General features: G+C 63.4%; 17 protein-coding genes. 3 read left to right on the forward strand and 14 right to left on the reverse strand.

Annotated elements, in window-relative coordinates:
* Positions 1 to 128: 128 nt before the first annotated feature.
* Positions 129 to 1,052: an RNA polymerase sigma-70 factor gene (locus JGU71_RS23765; protein ID WP_307829829.1), complete on the reverse strand. Its 924-nt coding sequence runs from the start codon at positions 1,050 to 1,052 to the stop codon at positions 129 to 131.
* Positions 1,027 to 2,262 carry an NAD(P)/FAD-dependent oxidoreductase gene (locus JGU71_RS23770; RefSeq protein ID WP_199707019.1) on the reverse strand — a complete coding sequence of 412 codons (1,236 nt, stop codon included), beginning with the start codon at positions 2,260 to 2,262 and terminating at the stop codon, positions 1,027 to 1,029. Before JGU71_RS23770 ends, JGU71_RS23765 begins: the two co-directional genes overlap by 26 nt.
* A gap of 144 nt (positions 2,263 to 2,406) precedes the next feature.
* Between JGU71_RS23770 and JGU71_RS23775 the strand changes: the two genes are divergently transcribed.
* Complete coding sequence (locus tag JGU71_RS23775; RefSeq protein WP_199707020.1) at positions 2,407 to 2,973, forward strand: NADPH-dependent FMN reductase; 567 nt, start codon at positions 2,407 to 2,409, stop codon at positions 2,971 to 2,973.
* 15 nt (positions 2,974 to 2,988) lie between these two features.
* Here JGU71_RS23775 and JGU71_RS23780 read toward each other — a convergent pair whose 3' ends face one another.
* From JGU71_RS23780 to JGU71_RS23810, 7 genes are all read right to left on the reverse strand, one after another.
* Positions 2,989 to 4,824, reverse strand: a complete 1,836-nt coding sequence (locus tag JGU71_RS23780; RefSeq protein WP_199707021.1) for a putative nucleotidyltransferase substrate binding domain-containing protein — start codon at positions 4,822 to 4,824, stop codon at positions 2,989 to 2,991.
* 40 nt (positions 4,825 to 4,864) lie between these two features.
* Positions 4,865 to 6,433, reverse strand: coding sequence for a GMC family oxidoreductase (locus JGU71_RS23785; protein ID WP_199707022.1), 1,569 nt, complete (start codon positions 6,431 to 6,433; stop codon positions 4,865 to 4,867).
* Complete coding sequence (locus JGU71_RS23790; protein WP_199707024.1) at positions 6,426 to 7,979, reverse strand: APC family permease; 1,554 nt, start codon at positions 7,977 to 7,979, stop codon at positions 6,426 to 6,428. The genes JGU71_RS23785 and JGU71_RS23790 overlap by 8 nt, the downstream gene beginning before the upstream one ends.
* Positions 7,980 to 8,091: 112 nt before the next feature.
* Positions 8,092 to 9,582 (reverse strand): aldehyde dehydrogenase family protein, encoded by a 1,491-nt coding sequence (locus tag JGU71_RS23795; protein ID WP_199707025.1) that lies wholly within the window; start codon positions 9,580 to 9,582, stop codon positions 8,092 to 8,094.
* Complete coding sequence (locus JGU71_RS23800; RefSeq protein WP_199707027.1) at positions 9,579 to 10,760, reverse strand: aromatic ring-hydroxylating oxygenase subunit alpha; 1,182 nt, start codon at positions 10,758 to 10,760, stop codon at positions 9,579 to 9,581. The genes JGU71_RS23795 and JGU71_RS23800 overlap by 4 nt, the downstream gene beginning before the upstream one ends.
* A 6-nt stretch (positions 10,761 to 10,766) precedes the next feature.
* On the reverse strand, positions 10,767 to 13,220 hold the full coding sequence (locus JGU71_RS23805) for a GcvT family protein (RefSeq protein WP_372433223.1): 2,454 nt from the start codon (positions 13,218 to 13,220) through the stop codon (positions 10,767 to 10,769).
* A 138-nt stretch (positions 13,221 to 13,358) separates the two neighbouring features.
* Positions 13,359 to 14,174, reverse strand: coding sequence for an IclR family transcriptional regulator (locus tag JGU71_RS23810; protein WP_199707031.1), 816 nt, complete (start codon positions 14,172 to 14,174; stop codon positions 13,359 to 13,361).
* Between the two features lie 124 nt (positions 14,175 to 14,298).
* Between JGU71_RS23810 and JGU71_RS23815 the strand changes: the two genes are divergently transcribed.
* Together JGU71_RS23815 and JGU71_RS23820 are read left to right on the forward strand one after the other, a co-directional pair.
* Positions 14,299 to 14,646 (forward strand): bifunctional 3-phenylpropionate/cinnamic acid dioxygenase ferredoxin subunit, encoded by a 348-nt coding sequence (locus JGU71_RS23815; RefSeq protein WP_199707033.1) that lies wholly within the window; start codon positions 14,299 to 14,301, stop codon positions 14,644 to 14,646.
* Between the two features lie 60 nt (positions 14,647 to 14,706).
* A complete protein-coding gene (locus tag JGU71_RS23820) occupies positions 14,707 to 15,825 on the forward strand; it encodes an NAD(P)/FAD-dependent oxidoreductase (RefSeq protein ID WP_233530028.1) in 1,119 nt (372 codons plus the stop codon).
* Here the strand turns inward: JGU71_RS23820 and JGU71_RS23825 are convergent.
* Genes JGU71_RS23825 through JGU71_RS23845 form a run of 5 tightly spaced genes read right to left on the reverse strand, consistent with a single transcriptional unit; the run spans position 15,814 to position 20,712 of the window.
* A complete protein-coding gene (locus JGU71_RS23825) occupies positions 15,814 to 16,134 on the reverse strand; it encodes a glycine cleavage system H family protein (protein ID WP_199707035.1) in 321 nt (106 codons plus the stop codon). The genes JGU71_RS23820 and JGU71_RS23825 overlap by 12 nt on opposite strands.
* A 31-nt stretch (positions 16,135 to 16,165) precedes the next feature.
* Entirely contained in the window at positions 16,166 to 17,014 is an 849-nt protein-coding gene (gene purU, locus JGU71_RS23830) for a formyltetrahydrofolate deformylase (RefSeq protein WP_199707037.1), read from the reverse strand.
* Positions 17,011 to 17,604, reverse strand: a complete 594-nt coding sequence (locus tag JGU71_RS23835) for a sarcosine oxidase subunit gamma (RefSeq protein WP_199707039.1) — start codon at positions 17,602 to 17,604, stop codon at positions 17,011 to 17,013. Before JGU71_RS23835 ends, purU begins: the two co-directional genes overlap by 4 nt.
* Entirely contained in the window at positions 17,597 to 20,422 is a 2,826-nt protein-coding gene (locus JGU71_RS23840) for a glycine cleavage T C-terminal barrel domain-containing protein (protein WP_199707041.1), read from the reverse strand. Before JGU71_RS23840 ends, JGU71_RS23835 begins: the two co-directional genes overlap by 8 nt.
* Positions 20,419 to 20,712, reverse strand: coding sequence for a sarcosine oxidase subunit delta (locus JGU71_RS23845; protein ID WP_199707043.1), 294 nt, complete (start codon positions 20,710 to 20,712; stop codon positions 20,419 to 20,421). Before JGU71_RS23845 ends, JGU71_RS23840 begins: the two co-directional genes overlap by 4 nt.
* Between the last annotated feature and the right edge of the window lie 10 nt (positions 20,713 to 20,722).

The raw sequence follows: 20,722 nt of genomic DNA on the forward strand, positions 1-20,722 counted from the left end.
GCTACGGCATGGTAGGAAAGTTCGTCAAGAAGAAAAGTCCGACGGATTCTCCGCGGCGACTGTCGGGACAACGTATGTCGGGACAACGTAATGACAACCCGGCCGAACATGGTTGCGGACCGATTCCGTCAATCGGTACCCATTCGACGAATGCGGCCATCGGTGACGGCACGAAGCTTGTCGGGATTCGCGACATTGTGAATTGCGACGATGCGACCGTCGGCATCGAGAGCAATCGTCACAGTCGCGATCACGCGGCCTGCACCCGAGAACACCAGGCCCTCTGCGCCGTTCAGCTCGACGACCTCGGCGCGCATGTCGCTCGGATCGACACCCTCGTACCGTCGACGCCCGACGCCCGCGAACCAGGCCGCAACCTTCTCGGCTCCGGTGACCGGCCGCAGCGCCTGACGCACCTTCCCTCCCCCGTCCGTCCACAACGTCACGTCCGGAGACAGCAGCTCCATCAGCGTATTGATGTCGCCGCCCGCCGCGGCGGCAAAGAAACGTTCCGTCACATGTCGATGCTGCGCTCGATCGGTAGCAAATCGTGGCCGCCGAGCCTGAACATGGCCACGTGCACGATGCGCGGCCTGGCGGACCGCAGCCTCGGAACGGCCGAGCGCAGAGGCGATTTCGACGAAACTGAAAGCGAACACCTCGTTCAGTACGAATACAGCGCGCTCGAGCGGGCTCAGCGATTCCAGAACGACCAGCATCGCCATCGACACCGATTCCGCACTGGCTGCGGCGTCGGCCCCTTCGATCGTCGTCGTGAGGATCGGCTCGGGAAGCCACGGACCCACGTAGGTCTCGCGTTGCTTGCCAACCGAACGTAACCGGTCCATCGCGACGTTCGAGACGATCCGCGCCAGATAGGCTTTCGGGTCGCTCACCTGCGACCTATCGGCGGCCGACCACTTGAGCCACGCATCCTGCACCGCATCCTCTGCGTCGGTCGCAGTGCCGAAGATGCGGTAGGCAACAGAGAACAGCAGGTTTCGGTGCTCATCGAACGCCTTCTGGTCAGCGTCCGGAATACGTTGCAGCACTGGCCGTCTCCTTGTCGGACCGTCGAGTGTACCGACCGCCGTGCGGCCAGAACGCCGTCGTCCGAGGGTATTTGGTCATCCTCCTGAAGGTCGGCCACGGGGACGAGGTCACTGTTTCCTTGTACCAGACGGCACGCCGTCCGGTGAGGTACATCCGCCGGGGTGTGTCGTCCGGCTTGGTGAACTGAACCACTGCGTCGCTGCGGCCGAGGCTCAACGGTATGTGGAAATACCCGAAGCGAAAAGGTTTGGGCTGTTTACCTTTCAACTCCCGCAGGATGGATACGGCCGCGTGCACACCGGTCGGCATACCACCCTGACACGTGCCGTGCATCGTTCCGTAGCCCTGCACTATCGAGGCGGCGTCGCCAACGGCGTAGACGTCGGGATGCGATACGGATCGCAGGGCGTGATCGGTGACGATACGACCGTGGTCGTCGACGGTCAGTCCGGCCGCTGCAGCGATGGGCGAGACCCGCACGCCGCTGGTCCACAGCACGACGTCGGCCGCGACAGTGTCGCCGCCGGCGAGAGTGACGGCATCGGTGCGCACCTTCACAATCTCGACTCCGCTCACGATGCCTACGCCGAGACGGTCCAGAACGGTACGCAGATGGGCCTGCGCCCCCGTGCTCAGGTGCGCACCGGGCTCTCCCCTGCCGACGAGCACGACGGCAAGTCCCGGATATTGTTCGGCGATCTCTGCCGCGGCCTCGACCCCGGTGAGTCCGCTACCGCCTATCACCACTGTTCCGGTGTCCAGCCGATCGAGGTGCGCGGCGAACGACTCCGCGTCGCGGGCACTGTCGAGGGTGTAGGCGTGATCCTCGACTCCCGCGACCGTTGCGGTGTCGGCCACGCTGCCCAACCCGTAGATCAGCGTGTCGTAGGAAAGGGTTCGTCTGTCGTCGATGCGCACGGTCCTGGCATCCGCATCGACCGCGGTGACCCAACCGCACACCAACTCGACTCCTGTGTCCGCCAACAACTCCCGCAGATCGAACTCGGCAAGTTGCTGACCAGTCGCCGTCATGTGCAGCCGCAGCCGTTCGGTGAAACGTACTCCGGCATTGACCAACGTGATCTGCACATCGTCGCGACGCCTGGTCCTACCTGCGGCAAACGCTGCCGCGGCCAGACCGGCATAACCGGCGCCGAGGACGACGATGCGGTGCGGCGTCCGAGGCTCGATGTTCGCTGTCTCGTTCATGGTGAGTGTCCTTTCGAATAATGCTGACACCCACCGGACGTAAACAAGCTCACCATTCGTGACATGCAGCGAGCGTGACCCACGTCATATTGCAGCTATGGTCGAGGTACGGTCCGTCCGCGGCCGGTGAACAGAAGGAACTGCATGTCCACGTACAAGGTCGGCTACCTGATCGGAAGCCTTTCCGCAGATTCGCTCAATCGAAAGCTCGCCAACGCTTTGATCCGCGTCGCACCGTCCGATCTCGAGTTCGTGGAGATCGAGATCAAAGACCTGCCGCTGTACAACAGCGATCTCGACGACGATTATCCCCCAGCAGGTGTCGCGTTGAAGGAGGCAATCGCAGCCGTACAAGCTCTGCTGTTCGTGACTCCCGAGTACAACCGGTCGATACCTGGAGCTCTGAAGAACGCGATCGACTGGGCGAGCAGGCCATGGGGCAAAAACTCGTTCAACCACGTGCCGGCAGCGGTAATCGGCGCGTCACCCGGAGCCATCGGCACCGCGCTGGCACAGCAGAGCCTGCGCGGTGTGCTGAGCTATTGCAATGCCCGCCAGATGACGTCGCCCGAGGCCTACATTCAGGTCACGCCCGGCCTCATCACCGACGATGGCGAGATCACGAAGCCGGATACCGAAAAATTCCTCACCGAATTCATGCAGGAGTTCCGCGACCACACGTGCCGGGTGCTCACGGTCTTGCCGCGTTAGGTCCGCAGGCCGCGCCTATGTTGCCGTGGCCAGCAGATTGTTCATTCGCCGCTGCACGGCTGCGATCTCACGGACCCCATCGCTGAGCAGGCTGCGGTTGAGGGGCGAAAGCTCCGACATCGTGACGATGTCGCCCGGGGTATGTCCTGCGGCGATCTGATCGACCTGATGTGCCATGCGCAGCCCCTGCAGCACCGCGAACACCTCGGTCAAGATCTTCGAGTCGGCCTCGGACAACAGCCCGTTGCCCGCGGCCGCTTCGAGGCGGGCAGGGGTCGACGCAGACGCTATGCCGACCGTCAGACCACCCCACCGCGCGAGATTGACGATCGGCGTCAACGCATGCGCCTTGAGGTCGAACGTGCCGCCCCGTCGCGAAAGGACATCGCGCAGCGACCACATTCGGGCCTTGTCGGACAACGCATTCAGTAGTTGCAGCCGCAGAGCGTTGGGATGGTCGGCACGCATCGTCCGATAGGCGGCGGGCACCGTGTGCAGAGCGTTGTCGCCCCACACAACCCGACCGTCCACGAGCAACGACGACATGATCAGCCCACGATTCTTCAGTGGGTCGTCGAGCCATTCTTCAGTGGCACTTGTCCATTCGCCTGCAGACCGCGCGAACAACGGCTTAGCGGCAACGGCGCCGTTGCTGTCACCTGGGAGGCCACACGCATCGAGAATGGTGTGCACACGCCCGGCCATCCGAAGAAACCGCCCCTTCTCCGCGGTGAGTTCGTCCGCCCACGACAGAGCGCTGTCGACGTCGGAACTCGGCATCGCTTCACGACGAGCGATACTCCCGAGGGTCAGCCAAGCGAACTTCGACGGCGCTATCCCGACCGAATTGGCAAGCGCGAGTTCGAGAGCACGCCTGACGACACTGTCGATGACGACCGAAAGTATGCCGCTCGTCGCGGACGCGTCCGTTCCGCCACGGAAGAGGTCGACCGCAAGATCGGTGATGCCAGCCGTAACAGCCTCCAGCTCGCCGGCGTTGGCCGCCAGTCCGATCGCACGGCGCAGCACGAAACTCTGGCGCGTCGATGCTGCGAGCAGGTCGGCATCCTCGAGGACACCGAGCACCCGACCGTGGTGGGTCAGCACCGGCATGTGCCGAAGACCCATCTCCAGCATGTCCATGAGCACGGTCGCTGCAAGACGGTCCGCGGTGACACATTTGGCAGGAGCACTCATCACCTGCCGAATCGGAACGTCGATACCGACACCCGCGGCAACGACTCGGGTACGCAGGTCCCGATCGGTGAAGATGCCGTAGTCGCCGTCGCGAAGCGGAATCAACACGTACGACGTCCGTTGCGCCGTCATGTGTTTGACCGCATCACGAACCGTCGTGTCCGGTGTGGTGAAGACGGGCTCGGCCCTCACCAGATCGCCGACGGGGCGACGCGACGCGGCTTGCTCGACCGCGTTCGTTCTGCCGGACATCGAGTTCCACGCCGACGTCGCGAGAAAGGCAAGTCCAGGGGGCTTCGCGAAGATCGGGCGAACCAGGTTGCCAGGCAACCGAACAACGACACTCGGCTCGCTCGCGCGCGCCGTGAACTTGACGTCGCCGTCGGTCAACAGTGCAAAGAACCCGAAGATACCGCCGGGAGCGACGGTATCGATCGGTTCGGCGGTGCTGACTTCCGCACCCACCGGTAGCAGGACCACCTGACCGGTCTGCACCATCCAGATCTCTTCAGGCACATGAGCGCCGTAATCGACAACGATCGTGCCGGTCTCGAAAGAGTGGACCGTCGCCGCACCGGCGAGCTCGTCCAACTCGTCGGGCCCCAACGACTGGAACGGTGGGTGCTCGACCAGAAACGACGCCAGATCCGTCAAAGGTGGTCGCAATCAGGCGATTCGCGGGGCGGCATCGTGCTCATACTCCCCTGATCAGATCTGCACACTTCTCCGCCATCGTCATCACCGTGATGTTCGGATTGATCGCAGGCAGTTTCGGCATCGCCGAGGCATCGACGACGCGTAGCCGCGTCACCCCTTTCACCCGGAGTTCGGGATCGAGCACCGCCATCGGATCGTCGACCGCACCCATCCGAGCGGTTCCCGCAGGGTGATAGACGGTGTTGTGGGTCTTGTGGATGTAGTCCAGAAGGTCTTCGTCGGTCGTCGCGTCCGGACCGGGCGCGAGTTCGCGGGCGATCCAGTCCCGCAACGGTTCCTGTTCGGCGATCCTGCGTGCCAACCGGATCCCCGCCAGCATCACAGCTTCGTCGTGGCCGTCCGGGTCGGTGAAGTAGCGCGGATCGACCTTTGCTCGATCACGGAAGTCGCGGGAGCGCAGCCGCACCGTCCCGCGCGATCGGCCCTGAGTCACGTTGGGCGTCAAGCAGAATCCGTTGTCGGTGGTCGGATAGCCCCAACGCAGCGTGTTCATGTCGAACGGCACGCTGCCGTAGTGCATCATCAGATCGGGTTGGTCGAGACCGTCGACGGTTGTCGCGAAAAGACCGATCTCCCACCACTGCGTCGATGTCGTCACCATCGGCCGTGAAGCCTCGTAGAACACAAGCCCTTCCACGTGGTCGTCGAGATTCTCACCGACGCCCGGCGAATCGACTCGAACCGTGATGCCGTGCTCACGCAGGTGCGCGGCTGGACCGATCCCTGACAGCATCAGCAACTTCGGGGTGTCGATCGCACCGGCGGTCACGACGACCTCCCGACGGGCGCTCACCGTGTCGTAGCCGGTGAGGTCGGGGCGTTGATACCGAACTCCCGTCGCTGCAAGCGACTCGTCGATCAGAATCTCGCTGACCCAATAACCGGTACGCACTTCGAGGTTCGGACGCTGACCGATGATCGGGTGCAGGTAGGCGTGCGACGTCGACATACGTAAGCCGTCTTCACCCGCGTTGATCTGAAACCAGCCTGCACCGTTGAGAACGGTTGTGCCACGGTTGAACTGAACAGTCGGAAGCCCCACCTTCGCCGCGGCATCGATGACAGCCTGACCGCAGGGATCGTTCGGCGGGATGTCTCTGAGCCGAACCGGACCACTGTGACCATGCAGATCGCCTGGTGCATCGTTGTTTTCGAGCCGTGTGACGTACTTCAGCACGTCGCGCGCACCCCAGCCGGTGGCGCCCATTGCCTCCCACTCGTCGAGGCCCTCCGCAGGCGGCCAGAACGCGATGCACGAATTGTGCGACGAACATCCGCCGAGAACCTTGGCCCTGGCGTGCCGCATGAAGCTGTTGCCCTTCTCCTGCGGTTCGATCGGGTAGTCCCAGTCGTAGCCCGAATCCAGCAGATGCATCCATTCCGACAGCACCAGAATGTTGTCGTCGCCGACGTCGGATGGTCCGGCCTCGATGAGACACACCGTCACCGACGGGTCCTCGCTCAACCGTGCAGCAAGCGCACACCCTGCGGTACCGCCGCCTGCGATCACATAGTCGAAGGTGTCTTTGGAAGCGACGTCAGACATCGGCCACGTCTTTGCTCTCCGGGGCTACCTTGGCAGGCGCTGCGTGCGACGCCAGGGTGCCGATGTGGTTGCGGCCCTTCAGTCCGTACCAGAGCAGGCCGAGCCCGAGGATCCCGCCGATGTAGACGAACGCACCCCACTGGTTGTACCAAGGCGTGCCGTAGACGGCGGTGCGCGGCCACGCGAGGTTGATCGCCATACCGGCGCCCCACACCACGGCAAGGATGTTCACCGGGAGGCCCCAGCGGCCCATGGTGAAGTAACCGCCCGCTTTCAGGTCCTTCGGGGGCCAGGTGCCCTGCAAGCGCTTCTTGAGCAGCGGACCTGTGACCATCAGGTAGGCGAGGTAGATCATGATGATCGCGATCGAGGTGAGAACCGTAAAGATCTGCGGCTGACCGATGTTCACGACGAGGATCAAAATTGCGATAACGCCGATCACGATGGCCGGAACAACAGGAGTCTGGGTTTTGGGATGCACGCGGGCCAGCTTCTCGCCGAACGGCAGCGCGTTGTCGCGTGCCATGGCGAACGTGAGCCGGATCGCCGCCGTATGGACCGCCAGCGAGCAGACTGTGACGGCAACGACGATGCAGCACAGGAAGATCGTGCCGAGCGGGCCCCACATGACTGCTTCGACGATGTACTGCAGACTTCCGTCCGGGCTACCGAGCTTCGGGTCTTCGAGGTCCGGCGCAGCCATCACGGCGAAGACGAGAATCGCGCCACCGATGACGAACGACGCGAGGATCGCGCGCAGGATCGCCTTCGGCGCCGTGCGTCGCGGCTCGACAGTTTCCTCACCGAGCGAACTGGCTGTGTCGAAGCCGTACATCACGTAACCGGAGGCAAGCGAGGCCACGAGGAATGCACTGAGATAGCCGCCGGTCTCGCCAGCACCGTAGCCGTGTGTGGAGAAGAAGACGTCGGGTCCACGAGTAATGTTGGCTGCCAGCAGGATAGCGATCATAACCGCGGCAATGAGCTCGATGAAAACGCCTGCACTGTTGATCATTGCCATAAGGCGAACGCCGAGGGCATTGATGGTCGTGGTGAACACGATCATGATCGTGCCGAGCAACACCGCGTTGGCAGCGAAGTCCTTCGAGCCGGTGCCGTCACCGATCAACTGGAATCCGCTCCACAGCCGCGGCAGGTTGAGCTGCAGCGCCAGCACGACCGCCGCCAGCGTCACGATCGACGCCGTGAGCATCAGCCAGCCCGATACCCAGCCGACGATCTTGCTACCGAGGATCTTCGACCAGTTGTAGACGGCGCCCGCAATCGGATACTTGGCAGCCAACTCCATGAAGCACAGTGCGACGGCCATCTGACCGATGAACACTGCAGGCCACGACCACAGATACGCGGGGCCTGCGGTGCCGAACCCGAAGTAGAACAGCTGAAACGTCCCGGTCAGAATCGAGATATAGCTGACGCCCGCCGCGAAACTGGCGAACTTGCCGATACTTCGGTCGAGGGATTCCTTGTAGCCGAAATCCTCCATCCCGTTGTCGCCCGGCACATTGTCGGTGTTGATTGCCATGGTCTGCCTCTCTTGCGGCGTGCGAGGCCGGGACTGAACGGTTCCGACCGAGAAGATGTTTTCCGATCCTTCTGGAACATTCGTGGAGCGCTCGTGGTGCGCCGGGAAACGGTCAGTCGCCCTTGAACCAGCCCGCTGGCTTCGGTGCGGTGTTGTGCCAGATATGTTTCATCTCTTGGTATTCCGCGAGTCCCGCCGGTCCGAGCTCGCGCCCGTTGCCCGACTTCTTGAACCCGCCCCACTCTGCGGCCGCCGTGTAGTAGCCGAAGTCGTTCAACCAGACCGTGCCGTGCCGCAGCGCACGGACTACCCGCTCACCACGCGCGGCGTCCGATGTCCGAACACCTGCTGCAAGACCGTATTCGGTGTCGTTGCCGAGCATGATCGCCTCCTCTTCCGTCGTGAACCGCTCGACGGTGAGAATGGGTCCGAACGTCTCTTCGGTGACGATGCGCATGGTGCGGTCGCATCGATCGAAGATCGTCGGTGGATAGAAACTCCCGGTCGCGAAGGTCGGATCGGTCGGGCGTTCGCCACCGACCACCAGCTTCGCTCCCTCGGAAATACCAAGAGCCACATATGCTTCGACCTTCTCGCGGTGTTGCTCGGACACCAGTGGTCCGGTCTCGCTCGCGGGGTCGAGGCCGTTGCCGAACTTGATCTTCGCGGCTCGCTTCGCCAGTTCGGCAACGAAGTCGTCTGCGATGGATTCTTCGACGATCAACCTGGTTCCCGACGAGCACACTTGACCCGAATGCAGGAACACTCCCGTCAACACCTGATCGACCGAACTTTCCCACTCGGCGTCGGCGAACACGATGTGCGGATTCTTTCCACCGAGCTCGACGGCAGCCTTGGTCACGCGTCGGGCTGCTATCTCGGCGATCCGACGTCCCGTCGCGAGGCCTCCGGTGAACGAGATCAGGTCGACGTCGTCGGTATCGGTAAGTGCTGCACCGAGAACCGCGCCACTACCCTGCACGAGATTCAGCACACCCGGAGGCACGCCTGCTTCTTCGGCGAGGCGGACGAACGCGATCGTGGACAGCGGCGTGACCTCGCTCGGCTTCGCCACCATCGTGCAACCCGCTGCCAACGCGGGTGCGATCTTCCAGGAGATCTGCAGCAGTGGATAGTTCCACGGCGCGATGAGAACGCACACGCCGATCGGCTCGCGAACCACCCTGCTGATCACCGTTGGGTCGCCGACGTCGACGAGCCGGTCCGACGACACCGCAATCAACTCGGCGTAGTACCTGAACACCGAGACGACGTCGTCGATGTCGATTCGGCTCTCCACCAACGTCTTGCCGGTGTCGTCGGTTTCGATCCGCGCCAGCAACTCCTTGTCGCGAACGAGTAGATCGGCGATGCGGGTCAGCAGCGCGGCGCGCTCCGACACAGGTGTTGCGGGCCACGATCCCTCGTCGAACGTGGCTCGAGCAGCTGCGACCGCGCGGGTTGCGTCGTCCGATGTCGCCTCGTCGACAACGGCGACGACGCTGCCGTCGGCGGGATTGATCAACTCGCGCTTACCGCCGTCCGACGAGTGCACCCATGCACCGCCGATATACAGATCCGGGAGGTCACCGCTCACACTCATTCGCCACCTTCGTTGCCCGAATTGCCCAGCTTGCCGACTATCCAGTTGTGGAACTCGGCGATGTGATGCTCGGCGGGGACGAGCACACCCCCATGACGGTATGCCCGTGACGACATTGCCGGTTGAGTTCGCTCACATGCGTCGAAATCTTGTTCGTTGACGCGGTGAAAAAGCTCGACGGACCGCGAGACGTCGCGTCCTTCGGCAATCACATCCTCGGTGTACAACCAGTCGCATTCGACGATCGTGCGATCGTGCGCCATGGGATACATGCGGTGAAAGATGATGTGGTCGGGCACGAGGTTCACGAACACCGTCGGCCTTACCGTGATTGCGTAGTACTTACGATCCTGTTCCGGTGCGACGCCGGGCAGCGTCTCGAAGCCCGCCGAGCCGTCGATCGTGAATCCGGATACGTCGCTACCGAACTCGGCACCGTGGCCGACGAAGTACTGCGCGGCAAGCCCGTCCTTGAATTCCGGCAGCACCTCGGTCAGTTCGGGGTGGATGGTGGCGCAGTGATAGCACTCCATGAAGTTCTCGACGATGAGCTTCCAGTTCGCAGCGACGTCGTAGACAACCCGCCGGCCGACCTCCAGCTGGTCGATCCGATAGTTGTCGATCGCTGTCGGGTCGCCGAGCCGCTCGGTGATCGCACCCATCACCTCGGCCTCGAACGACGGCGGGTCGTCGGCGAGGCACACCCAGGCGTAGCCGAGCCATTCGCGCAGTGCCACAGGAACGAGACCGAATTCGACGCGGTCGATATCGCGTCCGGAAGCATCCTTGAGGGACGCCATGTTGGGCGCTGCAACAAGTTTGCCGTCGAGGCCGTAGGTCCAGGCGTGGTAGGGACACCGCAGATTTCTCCGCACCTGACCTTCGTCCTCGGTACACAACATCGCGCCGCGATGCCGACACACGTTGAGGAAAGCCCGTAGCTCGTGATCGCGGCCGCGGACGACGAGCACGCTCTCCCTGCCGACCTGAATCTTTCTGAATGCACCGGGATGTGCCAGGTCCCCAGCGCGGACCGCGCAGAACCACATCGCCTCGAAGACGTGCTCCTGTTCCGCTTCGAAGATGGCGGGGCTGGTATAGCTTTCGCCGCCCAACGTCCGGATCAGGGCTGGTCCGGGGGCGGGGTCGACAGTGTCGGGCAGGTCGGTTGTCGTCATTGCCCGTTACCTCCGAATCCTGGTCATGTCGGGGTCGACGACGGGTTCGGTGTGTACGACCGCGGCCCGAGTGGTCCCCAGGTACTCGACAGTCACCACATCGCCGGGTTCCACTGTCGCGGGCAGCCAGGCGTAGGCGATGCAGCGCCCGATGGTCGCCGAGTATGCGGCGCTCGTGACATAGCCGACCGGGGCACCGTCGATCAGCACCGGTTCCTTGCCGAGCACGATTGCGGCTGGATCGTCGAAGACGATGCTGCGCAACATCGTCCGTGGTTCGTCGGCGGACTCGAGCGCCGCTTTTCCGATGAACTCACCTTTCGCCGGGCGCACCGCAAAATCGACACCGGCCGCTTTCGGTGTGTGCTCGGCGGTCATGTCGGCGCCCCACGAGCGATAACCCTTTTCGATTCGCAGACTGTTGAACGCGATCCGGCCTGCTGCTATGACGCCATGATCGCGGCCGGCCTGCCACAGCAGATCCCACAGTGCGGCACCGTGTTCGGCGGTCGTGTAGATCTCCCAACCGAGCTCTCCGACGTAGGAGACGCGCATCATCGTGACCGGGATCGCTCCGAGGTAGGTCTGCAAGGAACGGAAGTACTTCAAGCCCGGATGAGAAATATCGTCGGGACACAGGGGCTGCACCAGATCACGTGCTGCCGGACCCCAGACGCCGATACAACACGTGCCGCCGGTGATGTCGCGCAGTGTCACCGAGCCGTCGTCGGGTAGCTGCCGGGTGATCCAGTCGAAATCGAGTGGCCCGTTCGCGCCTACTTGAAAGCTCGTCGGGCTCAGCCGCGCAACGGTCAGATCGCTGCGGATGCCGCCGGTCTCGTCGAGCATCAGCGTGTAGGTCACCGACCCGACCGACTTGTCGAGATTGTTCGTCGTCAGACGTTGCAGCAACTCGAGCGCCCCTGGCCCCGCGACCTCGTAGCGGGTCAGCGGTGTCATGTCGTACATCGCGACGTGCTCGCGGGTCCACACCGATTCCGCGATCGAGATCGGCGAGTAGAACTTCGCCGACCATGGTTCGCGTTCCGGGATATGCGTACCCCGATCTCGAAGCTGCTGCAGCAGTGGTGCATTGGACTCGTACCAGGCCGGTCGCTCCCAACACCCGCCCTCGAAGAAGAAGGCGCCGAGTTCCTGCTCGCGGGTGTAGAACGGGCTCGTCCGCAGCCCGCGCAACTTCTCCCGGAACTGATGGGGGTGGACGATGTCGTAGACCTCGACGAAGGCCTGCGAACTGGTTTCGAGAATGAAATCTGCACTGAGCGCAGGCTTTTCAAACCTGTACAGATCGCATTCGTGGACATCGGTGCGTGGTGCACCCTCGATGATCCACTCCGCCATAGCTTTTGCGACGCCGGCCGAATGTGTCACCCACACTGCCTCGGCAACCCAGAAGCCGGACAGGTCGCGATGCTCCCCCATGATCGACATACCGTCGGGGGTGAAGGAGAAGATCCCGTTGAAACCCTCCTCGATCTTCGAATCACCCAGTGTGGGCAGCAATTGCAGACTTTCCCGCCAGGCAGGCGCGAAGTCGTCGTCGGTGAACGGCAGCATCGACGGCATCTGCTCGCCGGCGGTATCGGTCAGCAGCGTTGCCATGTCGACTGGCATCGGTTTGTGTCCGTAGTACCCGATGCCGATGCGATCGCCATGCTCGCGGTAATACAGATCCTGATCCTGATGACGAAGGATCGGCAGACCGGCTTCGGCAATGTCGCTGTTGCGGCCGACCAGTTCGGCCACCTGCCCCGTCTTGACGTATTGATGCGCCATCGGGACGAGCGGAATCGTCAGTCCGACGGTCTTGCCGAGCTGGGCACCCCAGAAACCGGCGGCACACACGACGACGTCCGCGTCGACGACGCCGTCGGCTGTCCGGACACCTGTCACTCGGCCACCGGTGCTCAGCACTTCGACCACATCCTGATGTGGTCGAAACTGTGCTCCCCGTGCGATCGCGCGGTTGGCTTGCGCCTCCGCGGCGCGCAGTGACTTGGCCAGACCGTCTGCGGGGGTGTGGAATCCGCCGAGTATCCGGTCGGCATCGAGAAGCGGGTGCAGTGTCGCGCATTCGGCGGCGTCGAGCAGGCGACCTTGGATGCCCCAGGATTGCGCCCAACCCGACTTGCGGTGCAACTCGGTCAGTCGCTGCGGAGTCGTCGCGACCTCGAGCCCACCGACCGGATTGAAGCACCACCCGCCGGGATGCTCGAGGGACCCGAACTTGGTCGCGGTGTAGCGCGCGAACTCGCTCATCGTCTTCGACGGATTGGTCTGAAAAACCAATCCTGGCGCGTGCGAGGTCGACCCGCCGGTCGCGAACAGTGGGCCGCGATCGAGGACGGTTACGTCCGTCCAACCGCGAGCGGTGATCTCGTCGGCCAACGACGTGCCGACGATCCCGGCCCCGATGATGACGACTTTCGGCTGAGCCACAAGAGCCTCCAGTTGTTGCGCAGCACGCAACATGGTGTGCAGTACGCAACAAAGCGTGAACCTCGAAAAGCCCCTTGTCAACCAGTGTGAGCAGACGAAATCAGCCCGACACAGATTGGTTACTCGGGCGGCGGAATGTCAGCGACGAGACAGGCGGGGTAGGTACCCGAGGCGCGCACTGATTTCAGCTCCGACGTCGACTGCCCGTGCCGCGAGATCGTCGAATCGGGCTGCGGGCATCCGATAGGCCGGACCCGAAATTGTCAGCGCACCAACAATTTTCGAGGTGTGATCGCGAACGGGAGCCGCCAGCGCGTGCAGTCCCGTCTCCAGTTCCTCCACTGCGACGATCCAGCCTTGCTCGCGCGCCTGAGCCAAATTACGTTCGAGTGCCGGATATGTCGTGATCGTGTTGTCCGTATATTTTTCGAGCTTCGCACCGAGGCGTTCGCGCAACTCCTGTGCAGACAGTTCACTGATCAACATCTTGCCGCTCGACGTCGCGTGCGCCGGACTCGCCTGGCCGACCCAGGTTCGCAGCGAGACGCCTGCCGCACCTGCGGCCTCGACGATGTTGATCGCCCGATCGCCCTCGAGGATCGCGAGGTTGACGGTCTCGCCCACCTCCTCAGCAAGGGCGTCGCAGCGCGCTTGCGATGCCTTCGAAAGATCCTGACCCGCAACCGTGGCACCCGCGAGTCGCACGACCGTGAACCCGAGGCGGTACTTGCCCCGATCGCTCAGCTGCTCCACGAACCCACGCTTTTCGAGGACACCGACGAGACGCGAGACCGTGGACTTGTGTACACCCAGCTCATCGGCGATTTCGGTGATGCCTGCCGAACCTTGCGCGGCAAGTATTTCCAGGACGAGCAACGCACGATCGACCGACTGCACGGCAGCGCCCGAACGCCGGTCCGCGTCGTTGCCGTCGATCTGTTCGCGATCGCTCATGTGGCCAACGTTAGTCCGACCGGCGTTCGATGTCCGATTCTCGTCTTGACGGGCGGGGCGAAACAAGGCACCCTGTTGCATATAGCGCGCCTGTTGCGTTATAAGCAACTCGCTAAGGATTCAGATGACTGGTACAGCGACTTCCGTCACCGCCTCGACCGTCCGCGTCTGCCGCCTCGACGAACTACCCGTCGGAGAGGTCCACACAGCCAAGATTCCCGGCCGTGCAGCGATCTCGATCTTTCACACGGACGAGGGCCTGTTTGCGATCGACGACACGTGCACCCATCAGGATGCGTCGCTTGCCGACGGCTGGGTCGAAGACTGCACCGTCGAATGTCCTTTGCACGAATCATGTTTCGATTTGCGCACCGGCCTGGTTTCGGGCCCACCCGCGAAGGTTGCAGTGCAGACCTACGGCGTCGCTGTCAGCGACGGCGACGTGTACCTGGAACTTCCGACAACGCCATGAATCCGCCGGATTCCGTTGCCGTAGTCGGCGCATCGCTCGCTGGTCTGTCCGCGGTGTGCATTGCGCGCCGAGGGCTACAGCGGGGCGATCACTGTTGTCGGCGACGAGGTGCACCTGCCCTACGACCGCCCACCCCTTTCGAAGGAATTTCTGCACGGCAACGACCACAACGTGCCGCTGGTCGAACCCGGCAGCGACGATGCTGACCAACTCGACGTCACTTGGCTGCTCGGCCGCAGGGCGATCGGCCTCACAGCACGGCCGGACTCCCGCCACGAACTTCTTCTCGCCGACGGTTCGGCCGTCACTGCCGATCAGGTTGTCATCGCAACGGGCGCGCGTGCCCGGACCCTTCCGAACCTGGCCGAACTCGATGGGGTGCACACGCTACGCACACTCGACGACGCCAGAGCACTGCGGGATTCGCTTGCATCGTCGCTGCGTCTCGTTGTGATCGGCGCAGGGTTCATCGGTGCCGAGGTCGCGTCGTCGGCCGCTGCACTCGGCCTCGATGTGACGATCGTCGAAGCCTCACCAACTCCCCTTGCCGGCATTCTCGGCGCAGAACTCGGCGCACTGTGCGTCGCCAAGCACAGCGCCAACGGAGTCCGGCTGCGCACGGGCGTCACAGTCGAGCGACTGCTCGGAGACAAGCGCATCTCCGGCGTCGAACTGAGCGACGGCTCCGTACTGCGGTGCGAAGCGCTCGTCGTTGGCATCGGGGCTGTGCCCAACGTCGAGTGGGCAGCGATGTCGGAGATCGACGTCGACAACGGCTTCCTGACCGATTCCCAGTGCAGGACTTCGATTTCGGGCATCTACGCGATCGGCGATTGCGCGCGCACCTACGTCGACGAACTCGGTACCCATCACCGAAGCGAGCACTGGACGAACGCGACCGCGCAGGCGCGCACCGTCGCTCGCACGATCATGGGAAGTACCGAAGCAACAGCGACCGCACCGTATTTCTGGTCCGATCAGTACGGCGCTCGTCTGCAGTTCGCTGGTCGCCGCCGGCCGGACGACGACGTGAAATTCGTCGACGGCAACGCGGATGCCGCGTCGTTCACGGTCGTCTACGAACGCTCGGGCGAGGTTGTCGCAGTGTTCGCACTCGACAATCCCCGCCTGTTCACTCGCTACCGCAAGCAGATCGAACGGGCTCGCTCACGCGTGTGACGGCAGCACCGCGAACAGCCAGCCCGCACCACCCGGATCCGACGTCGTCAACTCGGGATGGCGGCCGACCTCGTCGTTGACAATGGTGACTCGCCCGCTGACGGGTGAGAACAGCCCCGTTGTATTCGCAGCGGACGTCGCAGCACCACACTGCATTCCCGCTTCGACGAACGTCCCGACAGTTGGCAACTCGAGTGCCGTCACAGCACCGACCGACTTTGCGGCATCCGGCGACAGGCTGACCCGCACCGGCGATTCGAAGAAGTTTCTGCTGGTAGCAATCGTCAACCAGTCGTGTTCTACAGACATGGGCCGTGCCTCTCTTCGATCGATTCGGTTCTCAACGAAATACGACGGTGCTCGTGTCGTTCAGCAGTACTCGATGCTGGCAATGCCAGCGCACGGCTCGCGACAGCGCGATCGCTTCCGCGTCACTGCCGACCGTTGCGAGGCGCCCCGGATCGAAGGTGTGATCGATCCGAATCACCTCCTGCTCGATGATCGGACCCTCGTCCAGGTCGGGGGTCACGTAATGCGCTGTGGCGCCGACATACTTGACGCCGCGGTCGAACGCCTGGTGGTAGGGCTTCGCACCTTTGAACCCCGGCAGGAAGGAATGGTGAATGTTGATCGCGCGTCCGTGCAGCGCGCGGCACAGGTCGTCGGACAGCACCTGCATGTAGCGCGCAAGGACGACCAGGTCGACTTCGTACTCCGAGACGAGTTCCAGTAGCCGAACTTCGGCGTCGGCTTTGGTGTCCGGTGTCACCGGCACATGGATGTACGGCAGCCCGACCGCTTCTGCCATCGCCCGCAGGTCCTCGTGATTGGACACGACGGCGACGATTTCCGCGCCCAATGTGCCCGAGCGCCAACGGAAGATGAGGTCGTTGAGGCAGTGTCCGAGCTTGGACACCATCACGAGTATCCGCTGCGGTCGGTCGTCGGCGATCTCGAAGGAGGTACCGAGTTCGTTGGCAATCTCGTCGAATTGGGCGGCGAGGGTTTCGGTGTTCGATTCCTCTGCGGACACGAATGCCGTTCGCATGAAGAACGATCCGCGCCGGACGTCGTCGAACTGCTGATGCTCGACGATGTCGCAACCGTGCTGGAAGAGGAACGAACTGATCGAACCGACGATCCCCGGACGTTCCTTGCAGGTCAGTGTCAACGTGAAGTTGGTTGTCATCGTGATCCTTCGATGTCGATGAATTCTGTTGCGGCGTCGAGGATCCACGCCGCGAAATAGTGCGCGAACGACGATCGGACCAGGATTCGGTAGTTGGTTCCGGTGCCGTCCACTGCCATCAGCACGACACCCGCCTGACCGACCATGGTTTGCGCTGCGGTACCGGGAACGAACACACGTGGGTGTAGGTCGAGCGAGCAACCCTGCTCTAGCAGGTCGCGGGCGTTGGCACCCCGAAGCAACAGCGAGGTGCGTTGCGCCGAAACGTCCGTCGCGGTTCCGCCGAACGGGCCGACCAACTCGCGCAGTTCGGTTTCGAAGGTGACGCCGGCGTCGACCGTGCTGGTGATCAGCCATTCGTCGGGACCGAGCCAGATCGCCGCGATGTCACCACCGACCGTGTATGTGGATGCCGCAGTGGGCAATTGGAACCCGATACGAGCGGCCACCGCATCGGCACCCGCGGCGTCCGAACGCAGATCGATCATCGTCACACACGGTTCCTCGGTCACCTGCAGCGTCGCGGGCAACACAGCGAACCGCGGTGCCCAGCTCGCCAACGGACTTGTACGCACCAAGGTTTCAGCCATCGCGACGGGCCCCTTCCGGGTCTACGAGTACGGAGCCGGTTACTTCGACACGAACCAAGGTCGAGCCGATCGGCACGTGCAGAGTCTCACCGATTCGGGACCGCCCTGCCTGGACGAGAGCGAGGGCGAAGGACCGGCCGAGCTCGGCCGAACGGTAACTGGAGGTCACGTACCCGACCATGGGAACCGGTGGCGGCGGCAGAGTCTCGTCGTTGCGGAACTCGATGATCTGCGATCCTTCGGGAAGGACGACATCGCGATCGGTCGGCAGCAGCCCGACCAGCTGGCGGCGCAACGGATTCTGATTCTCGGTGCGTGCGAACGATCGCTTGCCGATGAAATCGAGCTTCTTCTTCGACACCGCCCAACCCATCCCGAGATCCTGCGGGGTGACTGTCCCGTCCGTGTCCTGACCGACGATCGGGTAACCCTTCTCGGCGCGCAGAACGTGCATGGTCTCGGTGCCGTACGGGGTGATCCCGTAGGGCTCCCCTGCCTCGATCAGGCGTTCCCACAACGGTTGTGCGTACCAGGAATTGACGTTGACCTCGTAGGCAAGCTCGCCGGAGAAGCTGATGCGTGCCACCCGGACGGGTACCTCTCCGATGCTGGTGTCGCGCCACGTCATAAACGGGAACGATTCGTTCGCGACGTCGAGATCAGGGAACACAGCGGCGACCACGTCGCGCGAGCGCGGACCGACAACGGGGAACGTCGACCAGTGTTCGGTGACCGAGGCGAGGCGAACCCGAAGGTCGGGCCATTCGGTCTGGACCCACTCCTCCATCCACTCCAAAATCTTCGCGGCACCACCGGTTGTGGTGAACACGATGAAGCGGTTCGCCTCCAGGCGCATGACGGTGCCGTCGTCGATGACCATCCCGTCGACGCCACACATCACGCCGTAGCGGACGCTGCCGACCTTCAGGTTGCTCATCATGTTGGTGTAGATCCGGTCGAGTAGTTCGCCCGCGTCCTCGCCCTGCACGTCGATCTTGCCGAGCGTCGAGCCGTCCAGAATGCCGACGGACGTTCTGACGGCGGCACATTCGCGCAGCACCGCGGCGTCCATGTCCTCGTTCGGTCGCGGGTAGTGCCGAGGTCGCTTCCACTGCCCGACGTCCTCGAAGACCGCGCCATGCTCCACGTGCCAATCATGCAGCGCCGTCGTGCGTTCCGGATCGAAGAGCGTGCCTCGGCCGCGCCCGGCGAGTGCTGCGAAGGCAACCGGTGTGTACGGCGGGCGGAAGGTGGTGGTGCCGAGGTCGGCGATCGGCACCCCGAGCAGGTCGGCCGTGATACCCGACGCGATGACACCCGACGTCTTGCCTTGATCGTGCGCGGTGCCGATTGTTGTGTAGCGCTTGATGTGTTCCATCGATCGCATCCCGGCACCGACGGCCCTGCGCAGGTCTGCGACGGTGGCATCACGTTGCAGATCGACGAACGAGGTGGCACCCGTGCTACCCGCTGCGGTATCGGCAACGTGCCACAGGACCAGCGGTTCGGCCTCGACCTGCGCGCCGGACGCTTCGGGGAGGGAGGCGTCGTCGCCCATTCCGGCGTCCGTCGCCGCACGCTTACCGTCGCGCAGGCAGCCTGCGAGGTCGAGCACACCGTTCGCGGACCCGGCTACCTGAACGCCGTCGAGACTCTCACCGGGAACGAACGCGCCCAGGCCGTCGTCGTAGCGCAGCTCTCCGCGAACCTGGCTGAACAGGTGCACAGCGGGATTCCAGCCGCCGCTGACCAGCAGGAGGTCGCACGGGATCGACTCGTCTCCGACCAGTGCGTGACTGATTCGGTCGGTCCCGGACGTTCCGCTGACCACGGCCCCGGAATGCACGGCAATACCGCGCCTGGCACATTCCTGTTGCAGCGCAGCGGGTCCGTCGGCGCGGGCGTCGACCACGGCGTTGATCGTGACGCCGGCGTCGGCGAGGTCGAACGCAGCGACGTACGCACTGTCGTTGGTCGTGAAGACGACAGCCTCGTTACCCGCACGCACTCCGTAGCGATGCAAGAACGTGCAGGCACCGTCGGCGAGCATGATGCCGGGGCGGTCGTTGTCTCCGAACACGATCGGACGCTCGTGCGCGCCGGACGCGATCACGGTGTGGCGCGCCCGAATTCGCCATACTCGTTGGCGCGAAACATTTTTCGGTGCATCGAAGCCGAGATGGTCGGTGCGACGTTCGAGTGCGAGGACGAAGCCGTCGTCATAATTGCCGAAAGCTGTTGTGCGCTGCAGGTGCCGCACCTCGGGGAAGGTCGCCAACTCCGCGACCACGTCGCGCACCCAGGCTGTGGCAGGTGCACCGTCGATCGAGTCGGCGCTACCGAGCAGAGACCCGCCCGCTTCGGATTGCTCGTCGATCAGGACAACCCGGGCGCCACTTCGAGCAGCCGTCAGTGCAGCGATCAAGCCGGCGGGTCCCGCCCCGACCACAAGCACATCGGTATGCAGATGTCGTGCATCGTAACGACTTTCATCGGCCGAGTCGGCCAACCTGCCGCGACCGGGAATACCGTTGGCGACCAATCCGTCGTAGAGCTCGACGGTGCTGGCAAGCAACATCGCCTCGGGAAAGGGCGCCTCGATCTGCACGAGGCCGCCGGTGTCTTCTGCCCACGCCGCGGTGATGCCGCGCGGGCGCCCGAATTTGATGCTGGTGGTGATCTTTCCGATGCCGTGTGCAAGCAATGCAGAAGCAAGGGTGTCACCCCGGTAGCCGGTCAGCGGCTGGCCGTCGAAGATGAAGCTGTACGGGGTGTTTCGGTCGATTCGTCCGCCGCTAGTGCGAAAGGGCTCTGTCATGACAATGTCGGCTTCTGCTCGGTCGGCTTCGGATCGGAGGGGCGGTAGACACTCTGGAAGCGATACGTCGCAGTGTCGCGTACCGCGTTGAACCAGCGGCGGCATCCGGCTGCGTGGTACCACCGCTCCGCGAAGGCGCCCTTCGGATTCGAACGGAAGAACACGTAGTGGGCCCACTGCTCGTCGGTCAGCGCAGCAGGGTCACTCGGGTATGCGACGTGCGCTTGGCCGCCGTAGTGATACTCGGTTTCTTCACGCGAGCCGCACCAGGGGCATTCGATGAGTTGCATGTTGTGCCCT

The sequence above is a fragment of the Antrihabitans stalagmiti genome (assembly GCF_016482825.1).
GTDB classification, from domain to species: Bacteria; Actinomycetota; Actinomycetes; order Mycobacteriales; family Mycobacteriaceae; genus Antrihabitans; species Antrihabitans stalagmiti.